Raw genomic sequence first — 20,452 nt, 5'->3', positions numbered from 1 at the left:
CATCCTTATATATATTAAAAACCTCTTTATAACGAACTATTAGACTATAGTAAGTACGTAATTATAGAATGTTAGAAAATAAAAATACGCCCCTTAAGCCCTATAAATAAACATTCTTCATTAAATCGCTAGTGAATAAGTTACGTTGTTAATATTCTATCATATTATTAGCAAGTATAAAAATATTCCTATCATACAAGTAGAGATTACTTATAAAAAAACATTTATTTTAATGTTTAACTAAAGCAGATTTTCAAACACTTTAAGGAGCACTAAGATAGAGGGATTATTCTATTGAATATTGGAGTGGACATTGTGGGTACCGTTTACGATTTTACTGCGCGGCTCGCAATAGAGGAATGATTTTTTTGGGGATTGTTAGAAACACCATTTAAAATGTTGGTGGCATCACTGCAGTCCATTTATGTTAGGTTAAAGAAAATTTGTTGAAATTAGGGGCTATCTAAATCCGACGCCCCTTCATGCTTATTTTAAAGGAATTTCTACAATAGCGGTTGTCTCTAAAGGATTTGTTGATTCAATGGAAATATGACCGTCATATTTATGGACAATTTCCTTTACGATAAACAACCCTTGTCCTCTTTCCTTTCCTGGCTGTTCTTTTTTTGTCGTATAACCTGGGTGGAAAATCCGTTCCTTATCGACAATGTTAGGTCCGGTATTGATAATTTTAAATATATAATGCGTGTCATTTGCTTCACAAATAACCACTATTTTACGTTCATGCTCTTGTAATTCTAGCGCTGCATCCATCGCATTATCAATTAAATTAGACAATATTTTAATCAAATCCGTTGTTTTCAGTTGATCGAAGGAGTGATGAGCAGTTGTAATATCCATCTCAATCTGATGATTTTGTGCAGCTAGCTTTTTTGTTTGCAATAAGATGGAAAGACCCGGATGATCGATATTGAGTTTAATCGATTCAATTGCCTGCGCTTCTTTATATAAAGCGTTCACATATTTCTCAGCCTCATCCACAGCCCCGATTTTTAAAAGCCCATGCATCACTTGAATATGATTTGTAAAATCATGTCTTAAGGAAGAAACAGAGGCAATTAATGCTCTAATTTCATTTTGATATGTATCTTCTGTATACCCTACTTCTGTCGCTACTTCTTTTTGGTACCAGCTTTGTAAAAGTAAAAAGGAAGCAATTACACCTAAAGTAAATACGACATTAAGTTCAAAAATTTTCACATTATTTTCTTGAACCGTATTTTGAATACTCTCGATTGTCTCTGCACTTATATCAATCCCCAAATAACCAATAATCTGACCCTTTTCACTTTTAATGGGTACACCAACCGTCAAATAAGTACCATATCGAGCATCCTCAATGATGTCTGTCACAAACGGTTTCCCTTCAAAGTAAGCCACCTTCACTTGCGCTTCCGGCACACTACAAACATCACCAATTGGAAAATTGTCTTTAGTCCCCACTTTACTTGGAGGGTGTCCTACTATTAATGATGTGGCTACTTTTGGATTATCCACTTCCATTGTATACACATACAAAGCCCCTGTTTTTTCCCTTGCGTCATTTAAATAATTTCGAATCTTCCAATACTGTTCCGTGCGCGCGCGGTTACTTAAAAACTGTTCATATGTATCAATATCCATTGCTGAAGCAATCGATTTCGCTGCCGTTAGATTTTGATTTACAATGGACTCTTCCACTGTCATCTTCGTCCTTAAAGATGTGGAATACAAACTTATACTAATAAAAACTAATAATAAAACAGCGGCTAAAATAAAAATCAACCTTATTTTATGTCTCTTCATAAAAATTGTACACCCTTATCTCTATATTCAAATCCCCTTTATATCATACAATTAAACTATGAAAATCCACCTAATTCAGGACTTTTGCAAAATATTTTGGGTATATAAATTAGAACATCTAATACTAAATGCTATAGACCCAATAAGATACCTTTCACCTAATCTGTTCTTCATCCACCTCACTAAGTACTACAAATTCTCCCCTGATTAACTTATTCATGAATAAATATTTTGTTATTATTCTATCATAATATCAACAAGTATAAATATACTCCTGTCATACAAGCAGAGAGCATTTGTAAAAAACATTCATTTTAATGTTTAAATAAACAATTTATCCCTAACTTGATATATTTTATCTCGTTAAATATGGTGAAAATGTCTCAGGAAGCATCATAATTAAAAAAGGGGCTAATCCAAAGCTTATGTTTAGCCCCTTTTTGATTGATAACAGTCTAGAAACTATTCAAGTAAAGTATTCAAACTTCGCATTTGGAAAGAATTTTTCCATATACTCACTTAAATACTTTTTAATATCTTCTTCTTCTTCTTTTTGATAAATGTATTTACCGATGCCGTATTTCCCCCATTTATACCGTCTTGTCGATTCATCTAATGTTAGTTTCGTCTTCGGATAGTTTTTTTGAATGACCTTTTTAGCAGGCTTCGTAAATCGGTGCTGGATGAATTCAAAGGTGATATCATCCCTAGCATCTTGCGGTAACTCCGCGTCCAAGCGCTCAAACATATGATAGTAGCCCTCTTTCCAGCCTTCATGTAAATAAATCGGGGCGACGATAAACCCAAGTGGATACCCTGCTCTTGCGACTTTTCCAGCTGCCTCAATACGCTTCGCTAATGGCGAAGTGCCTGGCTCAAAGTGTTTAATGACATAATCGGCATTGATGCTAAAACGAAATCGCGTATGTCCATTATGTTTCGCGTCAAGTAAGTGATCGACATGGTGGAATTTCGTCACAAATCGTAATCTTCCATGTTCCGTTTGACCAAAATGTTCAATTGCTCTTTTTAGCGTATGTGTTAAGTGGTCAATGCCCACAATATCAGACGTACAAGAAGCTTCAAATCGCGTAATATCAGGTGCACGTTCGGCTATATAAGCATCTGCCGCTGCCAAAATCTCCTCCACATTCACATATGTACGGATATAAGGCTTGCTTCCCATCGTCGTTTGTAAATAGCAATAATGACAATGCCCCATACAGCCAGTCGCAAATGGGATCGCATATTCCGCAGATGGCTTCGATGTATCAAACTTCAACGTCTTTCGAATGCCCACCACAAGTGTCGATTTGGCCATCCGATACTGTTGAAATTCATTGTCTCCTGGCAGATTTCGGACTTGGTTATGCGAGGTCGTATAGCGAATCTCAACACCTAGCTGTTCAAATTTTTCTTTCAGCTCTCTTCCTAGCGGATACTCCAGCGCTTTCGGCTCAAAATAAACAAGCTGAGGGATAAAAGGTTTATTCATATTCGTTCTCCCCTGTAATACGTATTCCTTGTACATATTGAGTCGACATACTGCCCATATTGGTTCCCTTTCACACAACGTCACCTTCCTCTATGTCAATACTTTTAGGTTGGCTTGTAAAGAGGAATTTATAACTCGGTGCGTACTCCTAAAAATGCCAGATTCAATTGCAAAGCTTGTGCTACGGTAAAAGCAAATATTTCTTTATATTTAAAAAAAGTTCCTCTGATTAAGAAAAATCAAAGGGGTGTCCAGAAAGTAAAAACTTTCAGTACACCCCAGCAATCCTTAATAATTATTCATTTAGAAATTTTGGTAAAGAAATGATCGCCTTAAATAAATCGCCATCTACTTGCACAATAAACTTTCCATGTTGTATATCAATGAGGCTTTCAGCAATCGATAATCCTAATCCGCTTCCCTGACTTGATCTCGATTCATCGCCGCGCTTAAAGCGTTCCATTAATTCCTCTGCGGAAATATTCAATTCATAGGCGGAAATATTTTTGAATGTCACGCGTATTTCATTCCCTACATCTTCAACATCAATATATACCCTTGATGCAGGCTGTGCATATTTAAAAATATTCGAGAATAAGTTTTCGATTGAGCGCCATAATAATTTCCCATCCGCCTGCACATACATCTTTTCAGTTGGATACGATAACTTAAAATCTAATGACGACGCTTCAATTTGTTCATCCATTTCGCCGATGCCTTGTGTAAGTAACGACACGATATCAATTCGCTCTAACTGCACAGGCATATTGCCACTTGACGCTTTAGCCGCTTCAAATAAATCATCCGTTAACAGCTTCAGTCTTTTCGATTTTTGATCTAATACATCGATATATTCAGCCATTTTTTCAGGGTCCTTTTCTATTTTTAACAAATCGACATACGTAATAATGGACGTTAAGGGTGTTCGAATATCATGCGAAACATTCGTAATGAGCTCTGTTTTTAAACGCTCACTCTTAATTTCACTATCTACCGACTTTTTCAATCCATCGGTAATACGATTAATATTTTCTGCCAGTTGGCTAAACTCTCCTTGTCCCTCTACGTCAATTCGGTGATGAAGATCGCCGTTTTTAATTTGCTCTACACCTTCTTTAATGCGATTAAACGACTTTACCTTTTTCAGCGCAAACCAAACAGCTAGCCCAATCGTAATCGGAAACATGAAAATTGTTGCCGCCACTACTACTGGATAACCGATAACAAGTAGCGCAATTTTCCTCCCTGTACGCCCACTATCAAATACATTTTTCACCAAGATGAATACCTTATAGAGAATTTGATAAATGAGTGTATGCTGCAGCAATGTTCTATTTTTCATATGCTTGATGAGCGATAAAATTAGCAGTAACGCAATGATATAAACTGGTACGGTGATAAGCATGTACAGCTCATGCACACCTTCAACAATCATTGTATCCATCACCGCTATCCACATCGGTGTTAGACAAAAAATGAACAAAATATTAAGGTCATTATATAGTTTGTCAATGACATGGAAATGAATTTCTTTATCTTGAAATGATGTTCTGCCAATTACAATGACTAAATACACAAAGGATAAAATAAATCCAACTAAAAATCCAATGAATGCATAAAAATTACGTGTAGCAATCTCTTTATCTTTTTCCCATTCCGCTATTTTTGATTGTAAGAAAGAGTCTGTAAACGCCATATAAATGATATCTGTTTGCGGATTTAATTGTTCCACTTCGTGTCTAAAGTAATTAAAGTACCTGTTTTCTTTCACTTCATCTGGATAAATTTTTTGTTGATAATCCTCATATAGCATATACGCATTAAATGATTCAAATTGCTCTTTCTTTGTTCGTTCACTATTAGAAAAGACATGCTCTCCATCAGTCGCATAATACACGATGCCTTCATGTGATTCGAGTCTGTCAAGTAACCGATAAAACTCTCTTACCTGTTCTCTTATTTTTGCGTCTTTTTTACGATTGATGTTCTCTGCATATTGTTCTTCGTAAATGCGATTATTTTCCACTTCACTTAATTTCGGGTTATATCTGTAGGAATCACTGTAATCATAAAATAACTCTTCTTCGATTTCTCTCATCTCTTGTTCAGCCAGTGCTTTACCGCTTAAAATATATTCTTCACTTTTATATTTACTAATTAATTGTGTGAGGACGGTAGTAAGACTTTGACTTTCATCAGCGAATGCCCAGCTTTCAAAATAATGATTATGATATATACTGCTAAAATCGGCCTCATCTACATATTCCGTGTCGATGATAGCCTTTATTGCCCCTGTGATACAAACGATCGCAAGCACAAATACTAACACTTTCGTAATAAGTGCATGACTAATATTTCTCAACTTTATACCCCACTCCCCAAACTACTTTTAAATATTTCGGCTCTTTCGGATTGATTTCGATTTTTTCTCGAATTTTTCGAATATGAACCGCCACTGTATTTTCTGGATTGATGGCCCTTTCATTCCATACCTTTTCATAAATTTCTTCAATAGTGAACACTCTCCCCGCATTTGCGGTCAGCAGCTTTAAAATTTTATACTGTACTGGTGTCAAATGAACCTCTTCTTTATCAACCGTAATGATTTTCCGTTCGTCATCAATCGTGAGCCCACCTGTTTGATGTACAGAACTGTTCACCTCAAGGCTACCAAATGTCGTATATCTTCTGAGCTGCGATTTCACCCTCGCTACGAGTTCTAATGGATTAAACGGCTTAGCCATATAATCATCTGCGCCAATATTTAAACCGAGTATTTTATCATGATCCTCCGATTTCGCAGACAGCATAATTAACGGAATCATATTCTCTTGGCGAATCTTCATCGTCGCTGTAATACCATCCATTTTCGGCATCATAATATCCATAATAATGAGGTGAATCGTGTGATCGCGAATAACATCAATCGCCTCTACCCCGTTGTACGCTTTGAATACTTGATACCCTTCATTTTCCAAATAAATGCTAATCGCCCTAACAATTTCTTTATCATCATCACAAATCAAAATGTTCAATTCCATTCACTCCTCCATTGCTTCCCGCTCATTTAATCACCCCTATAGGATTCGTATAAGGACATGATACTAAGTAAATCTTAACAAACTCACACACCAATTCTTAAGATTTTCTTAGTGTTTTATATGGTACATTACACTAAAAAGCATCCTTATCATATACTAGTATTTGTATAGTTAACATATCTGAGGTGTATCGCTATTTTATTAAAAATTGAATTTTCACTATAAAGTTCAATTTTCCACTATATTCAAAATGATAGAAAGAAGGGCCTAATGAGTAAAGGATCAACGTTTGTTAATGGAATGATAATGTACAAAGATAGTAAAATTATTTAATTTCGATATAAAAAAAGCTTTACTACACATGAAAATGTAATAAAGCTTTTAAAAGTTTTATTGTCCATCAATCAACTAAAAGAATAATAAGTAAGAAAAACGAACTGCTCATTCCAAGTGGACGCTTTCTGCTGGTAAGCATAAGCTCCGTAATGCTTTTATATCCGTTTCTTTTTAATAAAGAACCAATTTCGACATTGAATCATTTAATGCATTAATGATGATTCGCTGAGCTCCCTCCAGAGATAGGTGCATCCGATTGTAGTGCTTTCTTATCGCTTTCTGATAAGTCACCAACAATGAACTGTTTTGTTGGCATAATAATGGAGCCATTATGACTTGCATGAACTTGAACATAATAAAGACCTTCACTCTCAAATCCTTTACTTAGACTGTATTGACCATTCCCATCATTATGCGCTTCAGTCATTTCATATTTGATAGTGCCATCTCTTTTCCAAATTTTTAAGTGAACGAATTCCGGATTTTCTACTTTCTCGCCATCTTGTGTAAGTATTACGTTAATGGTTGCAGCTTTTGTTGGTTCAAACGGTTCCGGTAAAATAATCTCAGCTTCAAGTGGAACTTCTTTTTTGTAAAGTTGACTTGCGTTTGGATCAGCGATGCAAGCACTTAAACAAATACAAGTAACTAAGACGATAAGTAGTAAGTGTATTTTTTTCATTGAATAATCTCCCTTCTCTCCATTTGTTTAAGCATTAAAGAATTGCTTCATAGCCGGTATGCGTTGGATTATTAACCAATCAAATAACCACACAACTATTAGGGATAAACCGACGAGAGGGAAAATAAGACCAAGTAAAATTAAAATACCTAAAAAGCCTTTCATCTTTTTGACACTCGGCGCTGCTGGTGCACCTAATTGCTTACTAGGCTTACGTTTCAACCATAAATAAAAACCACTTACTGCTGTTAATACAATACCTAAACAAACAACTAAGCCAATTAGCTGATTAACAATACCAAATTGAGTTCCTTTATGCAAAGTAATTCCCCATGCTATCATTTTGCCAATGAAATGATAGTTTTCATAGCGATAATCTGCTAATATGGCACCCGAATATTGATCAATATGCATCGTTACTTCATTTTGTGCCTTAGCTGGAAAAGCAGAAAATGTATAAACCCCTTCTTTTGTTTGAGGAATATAAATAGTATAACTAGAATCAATCTCTTCACGCTTTGCAATTTGCACCAAATCATCAATGGATAATGGTTTATAATCCTGTATTGTTGATTCTGGTACATCTAAATTTTCTGCAGCCCATGGAACATCCGCAATTTCTTTTGTTTTGGTAATGGAATCTGGTGCACTTCCTGTCCAAATAGATGGTGGATATCCCAGACCAGCATTTGTCACGATATTTTGGAAGTTAGTCCCCCAAAACCCTGACCATGGTAATCCTGTCATAATTAAAAATAGCATCCCCGCAGTTACCCAAAACGCAGGTACCGCATGCAAATCTCTTCGGAAGATTTTCTGTCCTTTTTTAAAACGCGGATATAAAATGCCTGCCATTCCTTTATTTTTACGAGGAAACCAAAGATATAGTCCTGTAATGATTAGTAGAATCGCCCAACATGTCACTAATTCTACAATGCGGTCCCCCGTTGTCCCAATCATTAATTCACCATGTATTTCTTCAATCTTATCCATGATTCGATCACTATTATTTAAATGACCAATCTCTTTCCCTGTATAAGGATCCATAAAAATTGTAAATGACTCATCGCCTAAACTAATTCCTACCTCACTGGAACGATCTTCTGTTTCCCCTGGGCGATAACTTGTCACCGTTGCTTCTGGATAGAGTTCCTTCACTGTTGCAATTTGCTGATCAACAGAAATTCTTTCTCCTGTTGGTGTTACTTCATAATATTCTTGATATAAGTGCTGTTCTATCTGTGGTTGAAATAGATAAATGCCACCTGTAATAGCTAAAATAACTAAAAATGGTGTAATAATTAAACCTGCATAAAAATGCCATCTCCACATGGTTTTATATAACGCACTACTGGATTTTTTGTTTTTTTCATTCATCATCAATAACAGGTACTCCTTTTTATAAAAATATTTCTTAGTGCTAACTGATTATAAAAAAAAGTTGTGAATTAAGAATGAAATTTCCGATTAAATCAGTACTTTTAATATGTTATTTGTATTCTTTATTGATAAGGTACGTGCTAGTTAACTGATCAAAACACCTCATTTTTCTTTTTAAGTAATCTACCTCGGAAATAAAGATTTTAAATCAGCTTTATTGTTCGTTCCCCACTATAGGCGGTCGCCTTCCGCGGGATTTGCTCTATAGCAAAAAACGACTGCCACCAGCTACACTTACCTCCTTCCGTTGTGAAAATAAAAAGCACTTCTTTATAGAAAGAAGCGCTTCTTTTCGCTAACTATTGATATAGTGTGCCACCAGATTCTTTAAACTCTTTTGCCTTTTCCTTTAAACCTTCTTCCACTACTTTCGTTTCTTTTTCTTTGACACTATTGCGAATATCATGTGAGATTCTCATGCTGCAAAATTTCGGTCCGCACATCGAACAAAAATGAGCTACTTTTGCTCCTTCCGCTGGTAATGTTTCATCATGATATTCTATTGCTCGTTCCGGATCTAATGATAAATTGAACTGGTCTCGCCAACGGAATTCAAAGCGCGCTTTGGATAAGGCATCATCTCGTTTTTGCGCTCCCGGATGGCCCTTCGCTAAATCGGCTGCATGAGCGGCAATTTTATACGTAATAACCCCTTCACGTACATCGTCTTTATTTGGTAAACCTAAATGTTCCTTCGGTGTCACATAGCAAAGCATCGCCGTGCCAAACCAACCAATCATCGCAGCACCAATGGCAGATGTAATATGATCATAGCCTGGTGCAATATCTGTCGTCAGCGGTCCTAATGTGTAAAACGGTGCCTCTTCACAAATTTCTAATTGTTTGTCCATATTTTCCTTAATGAGATGCATTGGTACATGGCCTGGGCCTTCTACCATTACTTGCACATCATGCTTCCAAGCAATTTTCGTTAATTCACCAAGCGTTTCAAGCTCTGCAAATTGCGCTGCATCATTGGCATCATGAATAGAGCCTGGGCGTAAACCATCGCCAAGGGAAAAGGCCACATCGTATGCTTTCATAATGTCACAAATTTCTTCAAAATGCGTATACAGGAAGTTTTCTTGGTGGTGAGCTAAACACCACTGTGCCATAATCGATCCACCACGTGACACGATGCCTGTTAAGCGATTAGCAGTTAATGGAATATAACGTAACAGCACACCTGCATGAATTGTAAAATAATCCACTCCCTGTTCGGCTTGTTCGATTAACGTATCACGGTAAATTTCCCATGTCAGATTTTCTACGATCCCATTTACTTTTTCAAGTGCTTGATAAATGGGCACAGTCCCTACTGGAACAGCTGCATTCCGGATAATCCATTCGCGTGTTGTATGAATGTTTTTTCCTGTAGACAAATCCATAATCGTATCGGCGCCCCAGCGTGTAGCCCAAATCATTTTTTCTACTTCCTCTTCAATCGAAGAGGAGACGGCAGAATTCCCAATGTTGGCGTTCACTTTAACGTGAAAATTGCGTCCAATAATCATCGGTTCTAGCTCTGGATGATTAATATTACACGGAATAATCGCTCGCCCTCTCGCTACCTCACTCCGCACAAATTCAGGGTCCATATTTTCCCTAATCGCAATAAACTCCATCTCTGGAGTAATAATGCCTTTTTTCGCATAATGAAGTTGGGTTACATTTCTCCCTTCTTTTGCGCGCAATGGCTGGCGTTTTAAGTTTGGGAAAATAGCTTGCTGAGCACGCGGATCATTTTCATTTTTATAGCCGTTATCTTCTGGCTTTACTTGCCGCCCCTCATACATTTCTACATCTGCTCGTTCCTCAATCCACTTACTGCGAAGAGCCGTTAACCCTTTTGTAATATCAATGGAAATGTGAGGATCGGTATAAGGTCCACTTGTGTCATAAACTTGTACGGGTGGATTTTCCTCTTCACCAACTGTACTCGTTGTAGGGCTTAGTGCAATTTCTCGCATCGGTACTTTGATATCTGGTCTTGAACCAACCACATATACTTTTTTACTCCCCGGAAAATTGGACATAATCGAAATGTTTTCTTTGTTTAATGACGTTGATGACATAAAAAAACTCCTCCTTTATATTGGTAAAGGACGAGATCTAGATTAACCGGGTAGTAGTGAGGCAAATTAGAAAGGCACGGCACAGCGCAACTCAAATAGGTCAAGCTGATGCTACGTTTTGCAGATACATTTTATATACTTTCCTATCCGCAAAAAAAAGCTGAATCCATTTATGATAAAGATAAACGGACCCAGCTTACGATATGTATATAGACATTTGCACATATACTAAAGATTTCTAACTTCCCTACGCTGGCATGATCCAGATCAGGTCCAAAGGGTCAAGAAACTTCTATGCGTTTCCCTCTCAGCCCAACTCATTGGACTCCCCTAGTTAAACATTATTCAATTACTGCTATTGTACATTATTTCCATTTAAAATAAAAGGATACTTTTCAACTATTTCGTGATGAACGCGTTTGGATAGAACTTTCTTCATTAATCTACTATGATAGCGCAATGTTTTGACCGGATAGGGCGGTGTTTTGCTCGGATACCGCTACGTTTTGACCGTTTACCATGGGCTTTTGCTCGGATACGACAAGGTTTTGCTCGAACCGCGTTGTTTTGACCGGATACCGTAGCTTTTTGCTCGGATACCGCTACTTTTTGACCGTTTACCATAGGCTTTTGCTCGGATACCGCAAAGTTTTGCTCGGACCGCGTTGTTTTGACCGGTTACCGTAGCTTTTTGCTCGGATACCGCTGCTTTTTGACCGTTTACCATGGACTTTTGCTCGGATACGGCAAAGTTTTGCTCGGACCACGTTGTTTTGACCGGATACCGTAGCTTTTTGCTCGGATACCGCTGCTTTTTGGTCTTGTGTCAATAAAATGGACATAAAAAATCGAGCGTTTTTGTGCTACCGCCCTTCGGTTGGTCTGGTCTTGCGATTGTGCACCTCCAAATTGGAGCTGCACAATCGCAAGCCCTCTAAGCAGATATCGAGCGGACAGGCATATCTTTTTCTTTGTTCATACGCTCATATTGATTAGGGGAGACATACCCCAGTGTAGAATGGCGTCTTTTCTCGTTATAAAACTGGATGATATACGCTTGTATCATTTTTTTGGCTTCTTGCTTGGTTTGGAATCGTTGACGATACATACATTCTTTTTTAATCGTCGAATGGAATGATTCAATACATGCATTATCGTAAGGATCTCCTTTTTACTCATACTGATTTTCATGTCGTGTTCTTTTAATAGATTAGTATAGGCGTTGGAACAGTATTGTACACCTCGATCCGAATGGTGGATGCAGCCGGCTGGTGGCTTTCTAATCTGCAGTGCCTGCTTCAACGCTTCTAATATGAGCTCTTCTTTCATGTGATCGGCGATGGACCAACCAATGATTTTTCTTGAATATAAATCCATAATCGTCGCTAAATAAAGCCAGCCCTGCATCGTACGTACATACGTAATATCCGCCACCCACACCACATTGGGTGCCTTCACATCGAATTGGCGTTTGACTAAATTAGGGTACACAAAATAAGCGTGTTTGGAGTTAGTTGTTTGTTGATACTGTTTAGGGATCACCGCACATAGACCCAGCTCCCGCATTAAATTAGCTACTTTCTTTTGAGATAAAACGTATCCCCACTCTTGTAAATCTTTTCGAATACGAGGACTACCATACGTCCCATAGCTTTCATGGAAAGATTGATGCACCTTTTGGGTAATTTCAATTTCTTTTTCTTCGCGTTCCGTTAAAGGGGCTGCTTGTTTTTGAAGCCAATTATAGTAGCCACTTTTAGAGACGCCAAGGACCTCACACATCTTTACAATCGTAAATTCACCTACATGGGCTTGAATAAAGGCATAAATTACGGCTGGTTTTTCGCAAAGATGTGCATCGCCTTTTTTAAGATCGCATTTTCCTCCTCAAGGGCACGCAATTTCTTTTCGTAATCGTTTTGAAGCCGTTTTAACTCGGTGGGTGTAACATACTGGATCCCTTGTGTTTCAGCTGCTTTTTGATCACGGTACTCTTTTACCCAACGACGAATAGAAGATTCTCCAATTCCTAGTTCATAAGCCAATTGCGTTACTTTTCTTCCTTCTTCTACTACAAGTTTTACCACATAATCTCGATACTCTGGTGTTGGTCTTTTACTCATCTTGAACACGTCCTCTAATGTACTTATTATGATTATCATACATACGCTCACTTTTACGTGTCCATTTTTTATACTAACCTCATTTTTGACCGTTTACCACGAACTTTTGCTCGGATACGGCAAAGTTCTGCTCAGACCACGTTGTTTCTACCGGATACCGTAATGTTTCATTCAAAATAAAACACTCTACGACTAATGACTGTGATAAAAAAGATAGAAATTCACTAAGAAGGAAGGGAACGTGAAAGGAGAAAGAAGCGCCGTTTAGGATAAAAAATAAATATAATCAAGCTTTTTTTCGAAAAAATGGATCGTCATCTAAAATGGTTGATACGTGTCTTTATGCTATCTTGATTCACACAAAAACAATAAATTCCTGTGTATCGCAATAAAAAAAAACAATGACGCGCGGTTTTTTACTAAAAAAATCATACATGCACTTTAAAAATCGTCCAAAACGTCAGTAGTCAATTTTGATATACAACTTAGCTGAGAATAAGTGCCATTCAGGTAAATAGACCTAATTTGACACTTATTTAAAATTAAGTTGTATCTCGATTTCGCTAGGTAACACAATCTAGGCATCAACATGATTGATTTTAATTAGTAGAAGTAAAAATAATCGCTCTTCCTTTGGAGTAGGCAACGGTTACTACAAATGTCGGAGGCTTTAAAATGCCTTACATAGGGCACTTGCTCTAGAAGATTTGTCGAATAACCGAAAAAACCTTCAATCTAAAAAATAGATTGAAGGTTTTTTATTTTCTACACGAAAGAATTAGCTATGCACTAGCTCTTTTTCGCTTAGTTCAAGCGCTTCTGCTGTTGAAGCATGAATTTCGCGTAGAAGCTCTGGGTGATCCATTAATGATAAACCGTAAGAAGGGATCATTTCTTTAATTTTTGGCTCCCACTCTTTCATATTTTGTGGGAAACAACGTTTGATTACTTCCAGCATAACGTGTACGGCAGTAGAAGCACCTGGAGAAGCACCTAGTAACGCTGCAACTGAACCATCTGCGCCTGTAATAACCTCTGTACCGAATTGAAGCGTTCCTTTACCGCCCGCTTCAGTATCTTTAATAACTTGTACACGTTGACCTGCTACGATAATATCCCAGTCATCTGCTTTCGCGTTCGGGATAAAATCACGTAACTCTTCAATACGTTGTTCTTTTGATAACATAAGCTGCTGAATTAAGTACTTTGTTAAAGCCATTTCTTTAACACCTGCCGCTAATAATGTTGTAATATTATGCGGTTTTACAGAAGCAAATAAATCCATATTTGAACCTGTTTTTAGGAACTTCGGTGAGAAGCCTGCAAATGGTCCGAATAATAATGATTTTTTGTTATCAATATAGCGTGTATCAAGGTGAGGAACTGACATTGGTGGAGCACCAACTTTAGCTTTTCCGTATACTTTTGCATTGTGTTGCTCAACGATTTCTGGATTGTTACACGCTAAGAATAATCCACTAATTGGGAATCCGCCGATATGTTTCCCTTCAGGAATACCTGTTTTTTGTAATAGCTCTAAGCTGCCTCCACCTGCGCCAAGGAAGATGAATTTTGCATAGTGGTAGTGCATTTTACAAGCATCATTATCGTACACTTTTACTTCCCATAAACCGTCTTTCGTACGTTTAAGGCTCTCAACACTATGATTGTAGCGAACATCTACGTTTTGCGTTTGTAAATGACTAACTAGCATACGTGTTAACGCACCAAAGTTAACGTCTGTACCTGTGTCGATTTTTGTCGCCGCGATACGGTCGTTCGCTGGACGGTCTTGCATCATTAGCGGAATCCATTCTTTTAATGTTTCTGGATCATCAGAAAACTCCATTCCTTGGAATAATGGATTTTGTGACATTGTTTCGAAACGTTTCTTTAAAAACTTGATATTTTCTTCACCTTGTACCATACTCATATGAGGTAACGGCATAATGAAGTCTTGTGGATTACGAATTAAATTGTGTTTTACTAAATATGACCAAAACTGCATTGAAACTTGGAATTGTTCGTTAACATTAATTGCTTTTTTAATGTCAACCGAGCCATCCGGTTTTTCAGAAGTGTAGTTAAGCTCGCACAGTGCTGCATGCCCTGTACCAGCATTATTTAATTCGTGAGAGCTTTCCTCTCCTGCTTTTTCAAGCTTCTCAAATACTTTAATATTCCAGTCCGGTGCTAATTCTTTAATGAGTGTCCCTAAAGTCGCACTCATAATTCCGGCACCAATTAAGATAACGTCTGTTGTATTCTCTCTGTTACTCATTTTTACCTTCCTTTTATATCTTAAGATTTGCAGAAAGGATGCAAGCGCTCCCATTGTAGGCGTCATAGCAAGCCAAGGCGCGACCTAGGAACACACCTTTCTTTTCTGTATCATTTATAACCATATCATAGTCTATCACAATTATTAATAGATTAAAACATCTACTACCTATAGGATATTTATAAGCCATTCAAAATCAGGGAAAAGCGAGAATTTTTAGACATTAAAAAGATATCTAGCTCTTTTGTAGATGGTTCAAAATATCGTCACATTCTCGAAACCTAGAAATATTACTTGTTTTAATTACTCATTGGAGTTATAATAAACGATTATATCTTTATAGTTTCTCACCATCACTTAAGTTTGCCCCCCGTTCCGGCTTCACTCCAATCGATAAGCATCTCCTTTATTACTAGTTGGTCACCGACTTTCGGCGGATAACTTATTATATAATAATTTTTCAAATAACTACATATTCTATTGGCATGATTCATACAAAAACCCCTAGAACTTTTTAGTCCTAAAGGTGCATCATTGGCTCGATTTCATATCGTTTCTCTGTATTCCCTAAATTATCTTGCCATTACTTAAAATAATACGTTTTACAGCTTAGTCACTTATCTTGTGCCTGATACATAAATTAAATTGATACTTATAGCATTTATGAAAATGCAATTAGCATTGAGAAATGGCGATTTTCAAAAAGGAAAGGAATGGCTATGGTAAATTTTCAATCTTTTCGTGGCGTTGTTACGCAAATTAATGATTTTTTCGTTGGGCAAAATGGGGAAAGCGAAGGCTGTTATACGCTCATGACTGTAGAAGATGGAAATGGCGGTATCGTCAATTTTGTCGTCTCCCCTACTACTTACTTTGTAAACCAGGAAATTGTGGCGATTGGTGATCAAATTACAGGCTATTACGATGGCGATGCTCCTGTCCCTTTAATATACCCACCCCAATACCGCGCACTGATCATTGTAAAGGAAAATAATTTCCAAAATGTAAAAGTAGACTTTTTTAATCGCCAATTAGTCAGTAGTGATGGGCAATTACAGTTAAACCTCGCTCCCTTCACACCGATTTCACTAATAAATGAACAACCTTTTTCCAAAAATCCTGCCAATCGAAATTTAATTGTCATCTATGGGCCTACTACAAGAAGTATTCCAGCCCAAACCACACCTTATAAAATCATCGTTTGGTGTTAAAATATGCTATAGAAAACACATGCAATACTAAATAAATGCACGAAATGTAAAATCCATTTCGTGCATTTGTGATGATCTCACCTTAATATTCCCGATCTTCTATAACTTCCTGTGCTTCTTGTAATTGTTGCTTCATCAGCTCTAAATGCTCTTTATTTTGCTCGACTAAATCCATATGCTCGTTTCGTTGTTCTGCATTTGAACGTGCATTTTCTGCATGGGATATGGAATTGAACGCATGCTCAACCGCGATTTCCTCTGGGTGTGACATCGCTTGCTTCACCGCACGATCTGCCTTTTGGACAGAGTTACTGAATAACGTACTTGGATGATCCTTTTTCCAACTTGTATCTGAGTGCTTAGCCAATTATGTCGCTTCCCTTCCTGCGAATTAAATAAGTTGCTCTAGACCATAGTATTATAAATTGGTCAGAAAACTATGCAAGGAAGGTAATCGCTAATAAATCCCTTTATAGACAAGACGTCTTTCATCACTTGAATAGCTAGGTTAATTTTTTCAACTACGGGCTACTTACTAACGCCGCCAAATCTTCTAAAGATAACTTTTTGACGACTTCATAACCTTTCCCTATCCCTAAAGGTCTGACAATAACTGTTCCCATGTTTGATATTTGACCTAAACCTATATTATCTGGAAAACCATGGGCAATAATGACTTGATTTTTTCCTTTAGGTGGTTTCATTTCTAATATAGACCGAAGCGCATTTAATGTATGTTCTTTCCCTAATAGGTTTGTATCTAATTGATAAACTTCAAACCAAAAAGGGTTTATTTGAACAGGTACATAACCGAAAGCCAATTGTGCCGTTTCAATTGTTCTGCAAAACGGACTGGCCTGAACAGGGAAACGAACTGGAATTCGTAAATACCGAACAATGTCCCCGTAGCAAATAGCTTGTCTTCTTCCTAGTTCAGAAAGATTTCTTTGGGTACAGCAGTTTTGGAAATGTATATATGGCTGATCTTCACCTACTGTTGCTTCCCCATGCCGAACATATAAGATCAATCCCCCTTCTCTTAATAAATCTAAGAGCGATTTTTCCACCTTGCTTGCCTCCCTCCAACTAATATTTAAGCCTACCGCTATTGTATGAATATGTATGTAAACCTGTTAAACACCGATAAATTAGTTACAGTTCCATTAACTTACGCTTTTTTTGTGTAATCAATGGTGTTTTTCAGATGCCTGTGGGAAATAATACTTTTACACTTTCATTTGCAAGGAGACGAAGTTTATGGATTTACAGTCTGGAACATATTATTGGCCAACCACATTTCCCGATGCACCAACCTATAAAAAGTTACAAGAAGATATTATTTGTGATGTGCTCATTGTTGGAGGTGGAAGCTCCGCCGCGCAATGTGCTTATTATTTTGCGAATACACATTTAGATATCGTTGTAATTGAAAAATCAACGATTGGGAGCGGTAGTACAAGTGCTAATACGGCGCTCATCCAATATTCAGGCGAAAAAATGTTTACGGATTTGATGAATACCTTTGGAGAAGCTTATATTGAAAGACATTTAGCATTATTAAAAACAGCTATTGATGACATTGAAAAAGCAGCCAATACAGTCTCTATCGACTATGAATTTACGCGCCGCGATACGTTATATTCTGCTAGCTGTCCAGAAGACGTTGCACGCTTAAAAAAGGAATATGATTTTTTGGTAAAAAATAACTGTGACGTTGCCTTTTGGTCAAAAGATGATATTGAAGCAAACTATCCCTTTAGTAGAGATGCCGCTATATACTCATACAACGATGCGGAAATCAATCCTTTTAAATTTACGCATGCACTATTTGATGATGCTTTTAAAAAGGGGGTTCGCATTTATGAACACACGGAAATGAATGGACATCATTATGACGAACAATTAGAGCGAATGATTGTTTCTACTAAAAATAAACAGACCATTCAAGCACGCTACGTTATATTTGCCGCTGGGTATGAAGGCGTAGACATCAAAAAAGAGAAACAGGTGTCCTTTGTTAGTACTTATACAGTCACGACAAATGCAGTCAATGATTTTTCGGACTGGTATAACCGTACACTGCTTTGGGAAACCGCGCGTCCTTATTTATATTTGCGTACAACGAAAGACAATCGCATTATTATCGGTGGTCTTGACGACAATACAACGTACCCGGAAGATCGAGATTCGAAGTTAATGCATAAAAAGAATCAACTGATTGAAGAATTGAATAATCTATTTCCTAACATCAAAGCAGAACTAGCGTATTACCTAACTGCTTTTTACGGGGGAACGGCAGATGGGCTTCCTATCATCGGTGTTTATGAGCAATATCCAAAAAGCTATTTCCTTTTTGCCTTTGGTGACAACGGGACGGTATACAGCCAGTTGTTAGCGAAACTAATCGCAGAGGAAATTTCAGAAGGTCATAGCCATGACTTACAATACTATTTACAACATCGTCCGCTGCTTAATAAGAAGAAAGACACACAAGGTTAACAGTCAAAAAGTCTCACCTCTAACTTTTGTGGGAACCAGTCTATTTTTCATATCATATGATACCAATAATTATGAATGAAGAAGGTGATTGTCATGCGCAATTCTAAATACCTGAATTTTTTGTCAAAATTCGGTATTGGCGGTGCACACCCTGGTGGGCTGTCGTTAACACAGGAGCTTTTCACTAACGAAAACATCAACAATGCGACTCGCATTCTCGACGTTGGATGTGGTACAGGTCAAACAGCCGCCTATTTAGCTAAAACATACGGCGCACAAGTGACTGGCATAGATATTCACCCGCTCATGGTGGCGAAAGCGCAGGAAAGAATGAGAAAAGAATGCTTACCTGTGGATATCATGCAAGGCTCTATCGAACAAATTCCGTTACAAAACCAAACATTTGATTTGATCATTTCGGAATCAGTTCTTTCTTTTGTCCATACACCTCAGGCTCTGAAAGAAATTTTTCGATTACTAAGGAGTGGAGGACAATTTATTGCTAATGAACTAATCATTACACAACCGTTCGAGGCAGCCACAGAAAAGGAAATCAAAGAATTTTACGGATTTGAATCGATGTTTACGGAACAGCATTGGCTAACTTGTTTGAAACAAGCTGGCTTTACGAATATTCGTATTGTAAAAAAACGCCCCATCGACCAAAGTCATTCCACCCTTGAATTTCATTACTCAAATGATATTGAGCCAGGGCTTTACGAAATTATGGATCAGCATGTTGAGATGACCGTAAAATATAAAGACATTTGGGATTACCGCATTTTTTTATGTACGAAATAGCGATTGGCTATACGAAACCTCTTATTCCCTTTTAAATGGAGTCAAAATGAGCAACATAAAAAAGCACATCAACTTACGGTCCATTGATGTGCACCATCTCTTCTTCGATTAAAGACAAGCTACCTAAACATGCTTAACAATGCGCCCATTTGCCTCAGCATATTCACCCCGTTTGTAATTGTTCCCGCATGACCCATAAGAGTATTTAAATGCTCTGGTAATCTGCCAAACTGTGAAAATTGAGGTTGTTGATAAGGGGGATAGAAAAATGGCTGCTGCCCCCTCATTTGAGTAGGAGCAAAAAAAGGATTACCCGGTCTTCTCATTTGAGTAGGAGGCTCAAATCTTTGTCTATACATGGGCGAGATCGGTCTTCTTCTATTATCTGGCGGATAAAATCGCATATCACTTCACCACCTGTCACACTTAAACTTTAATATAGTATATGTTGGTATTTTCTAGTAGCTTAGACATTTAGGAAATGAAGTTTAGTCCACATATTAAGGTTTCTATACAAATTGAACGTGATTATATAATTTTCGCAGACACATAACACAGTAGTTCCTCGTACTTTTTCAATTATCTGTGCGCATAACTCTAGTAAGTAAGGGAAACAAAAAAGAGAGCCTCCTAATCTGCTCTCACTACACAATATAAAACGC

At 37.4% G+C, this 20,452-nt stretch carries 16 protein-coding genes and 1 riboswitch; of the genes, 3 read left to right on the top strand and 13 right to left on the bottom strand.

The window, feature by feature from the left end:
- Positions 1 to 486: 486 nt before the first annotated feature.
- The 11 genes from AC3II9_RS13765 to mqo form a co-directional block, all read right to left on the bottom strand.
- Positions 487 to 1,707, bottom strand: coding sequence for a GHKL domain-containing protein (locus AC3II9_RS13765; RefSeq protein WP_489156385.1), 1,221 nt, complete (start codon positions 1,705 to 1,707; stop codon positions 487 to 489).
- Between the two features lie 565 nt (positions 1,708 to 2,272).
- Positions 2,273 to 3,301, bottom strand: coding sequence for a spore photoproduct lyase (gene splB, locus AC3II9_RS13760; protein ID WP_489156295.1), 1,029 nt, complete (start codon positions 3,299 to 3,301; stop codon positions 2,273 to 2,275).
- Positions 3,302 to 3,596: 295 nt separating this feature from the next.
- A complete protein-coding gene (locus AC3II9_RS13755) occupies positions 3,597 to 5,663 on the bottom strand; it encodes a HAMP domain-containing sensor histidine kinase (protein WP_489156294.1) in 2,067 nt (688 codons plus the stop codon).
- Positions 5,650 to 6,342 carry a response regulator transcription factor gene (locus AC3II9_RS13750; RefSeq protein WP_489156292.1) on the bottom strand — a complete coding sequence of 231 codons (693 nt, stop codon included), beginning with the start codon at positions 6,340 to 6,342 and terminating at the stop codon, positions 5,650 to 5,652. Before AC3II9_RS13750 ends, AC3II9_RS13755 begins: the two co-directional genes overlap by 14 nt.
- A gap of 547 nt (positions 6,343 to 6,889) precedes the next feature.
- A complete protein-coding gene (locus tag AC3II9_RS13745) occupies positions 6,890 to 7,360 on the bottom strand; it encodes a FixH family protein (RefSeq protein WP_489156290.1) in 471 nt (156 codons plus the stop codon).
- 27 nt (positions 7,361 to 7,387) lie between these two features.
- Positions 7,388 to 8,740, bottom strand: coding sequence for a PepSY-associated TM helix domain-containing protein (locus AC3II9_RS13740; protein ID WP_489156288.1), 1,353 nt, complete (start codon positions 8,738 to 8,740; stop codon positions 7,388 to 7,390).
- Positions 8,741 to 9,099: 359 nt separating this feature from the next.
- A complete protein-coding gene (gene thiC, locus AC3II9_RS13735; protein ID WP_489156286.1) occupies positions 9,100 to 10,875 on the bottom strand; it encodes a phosphomethylpyrimidine synthase ThiC in 1,776 nt (591 codons plus the stop codon).
- Between the two features lie 227 nt (positions 10,876 to 11,102).
- Positions 11,103 to 11,217, bottom strand: a riboswitch (TPP riboswitch).
- Between the two features lie 592 nt (positions 11,218 to 11,809).
- Positions 11,810 to 11,983 carry an IS3 family transposase gene (locus tag AC3II9_RS13730; RefSeq protein WP_489156285.1) on the bottom strand — a complete coding sequence of 58 codons (174 nt, stop codon included), beginning with the start codon at positions 11,981 to 11,983 and terminating at the stop codon, positions 11,810 to 11,812.
- Positions 11,938 to 12,693, bottom strand: a complete 756-nt coding sequence (locus tag AC3II9_RS13725; RefSeq protein ID WP_489156383.1) for an IS3 family transposase — start codon at positions 12,691 to 12,693, stop codon at positions 11,938 to 11,940. Before AC3II9_RS13725 ends, AC3II9_RS13730 begins: the two co-directional genes overlap by 46 nt.
- An 11-nt stretch (positions 12,694 to 12,704) precedes the next feature.
- Positions 12,705 to 12,998 (bottom strand): transposase, encoded by a 294-nt coding sequence (locus AC3II9_RS13720; protein ID WP_489156283.1) that lies wholly within the window; start codon positions 12,996 to 12,998, stop codon positions 12,705 to 12,707.
- Positions 12,999 to 13,776: 778 nt separating this feature from the next.
- Positions 13,777 to 15,333 (bottom strand): malate dehydrogenase (quinone), encoded by a 1,557-nt coding sequence (gene mqo / locus AC3II9_RS13715; protein WP_489156381.1) that lies wholly within the window; start codon positions 15,331 to 15,333, stop codon positions 13,777 to 13,779.
- Positions 15,334 to 15,998: 665 nt separating this feature from the next.
- On the opposite strand from mqo, the gene AC3II9_RS13710 reads away from it, so the two are divergent.
- Complete coding sequence (locus AC3II9_RS13710; protein ID WP_489156281.1) at positions 15,999 to 16,490, top strand: hypothetical protein; 492 nt, start codon at positions 15,999 to 16,001, stop codon at positions 16,488 to 16,490.
- Positions 16,491 to 16,572: 82 nt separating this feature from the next.
- Here the strand turns inward: AC3II9_RS13710 and AC3II9_RS13705 are convergent, their stop codons facing one another.
- Positions 16,573 to 16,857 (bottom strand): hypothetical protein, encoded by a 285-nt coding sequence (locus AC3II9_RS13705; protein ID WP_489156279.1) that lies wholly within the window; start codon positions 16,855 to 16,857, stop codon positions 16,573 to 16,575.
- Positions 16,858 to 17,011: 154 nt separating this feature from the next.
- Complete coding sequence (locus AC3II9_RS13700) at positions 17,012 to 17,557, bottom strand: histidine phosphatase family protein (RefSeq protein ID WP_489156277.1); 546 nt, start codon at positions 17,555 to 17,557, stop codon at positions 17,012 to 17,014.
- Positions 17,558 to 17,747: 190 nt separating this feature from the next.
- Between AC3II9_RS13700 and AC3II9_RS13695 the strand changes: the two genes are divergently transcribed.
- Entirely contained in the window at positions 17,748 to 18,989 is a 1,242-nt protein-coding gene (locus AC3II9_RS13695) for an NAD(P)/FAD-dependent oxidoreductase (protein ID WP_489156275.1), read from the top strand.
- Between the two features lie 93 nt (positions 18,990 to 19,082).
- Positions 19,083 to 19,790, top strand: a complete 708-nt coding sequence (locus tag AC3II9_RS13690; RefSeq protein ID WP_489156273.1) for a class I SAM-dependent methyltransferase — start codon at positions 19,083 to 19,085, stop codon at positions 19,788 to 19,790.
- The last annotated feature ends 662 nt before the right edge of the window (positions 19,791 to 20,452 follow it).

The sequence above is a fragment of the Lysinibacillus sp. RU7 genome, from assembly GCF_057837305.1.
The sequence above is the reverse complement of the archived record's forward strand: the minus strand, read 5'-3'. Positions and strand labels throughout refer to the sequence as shown.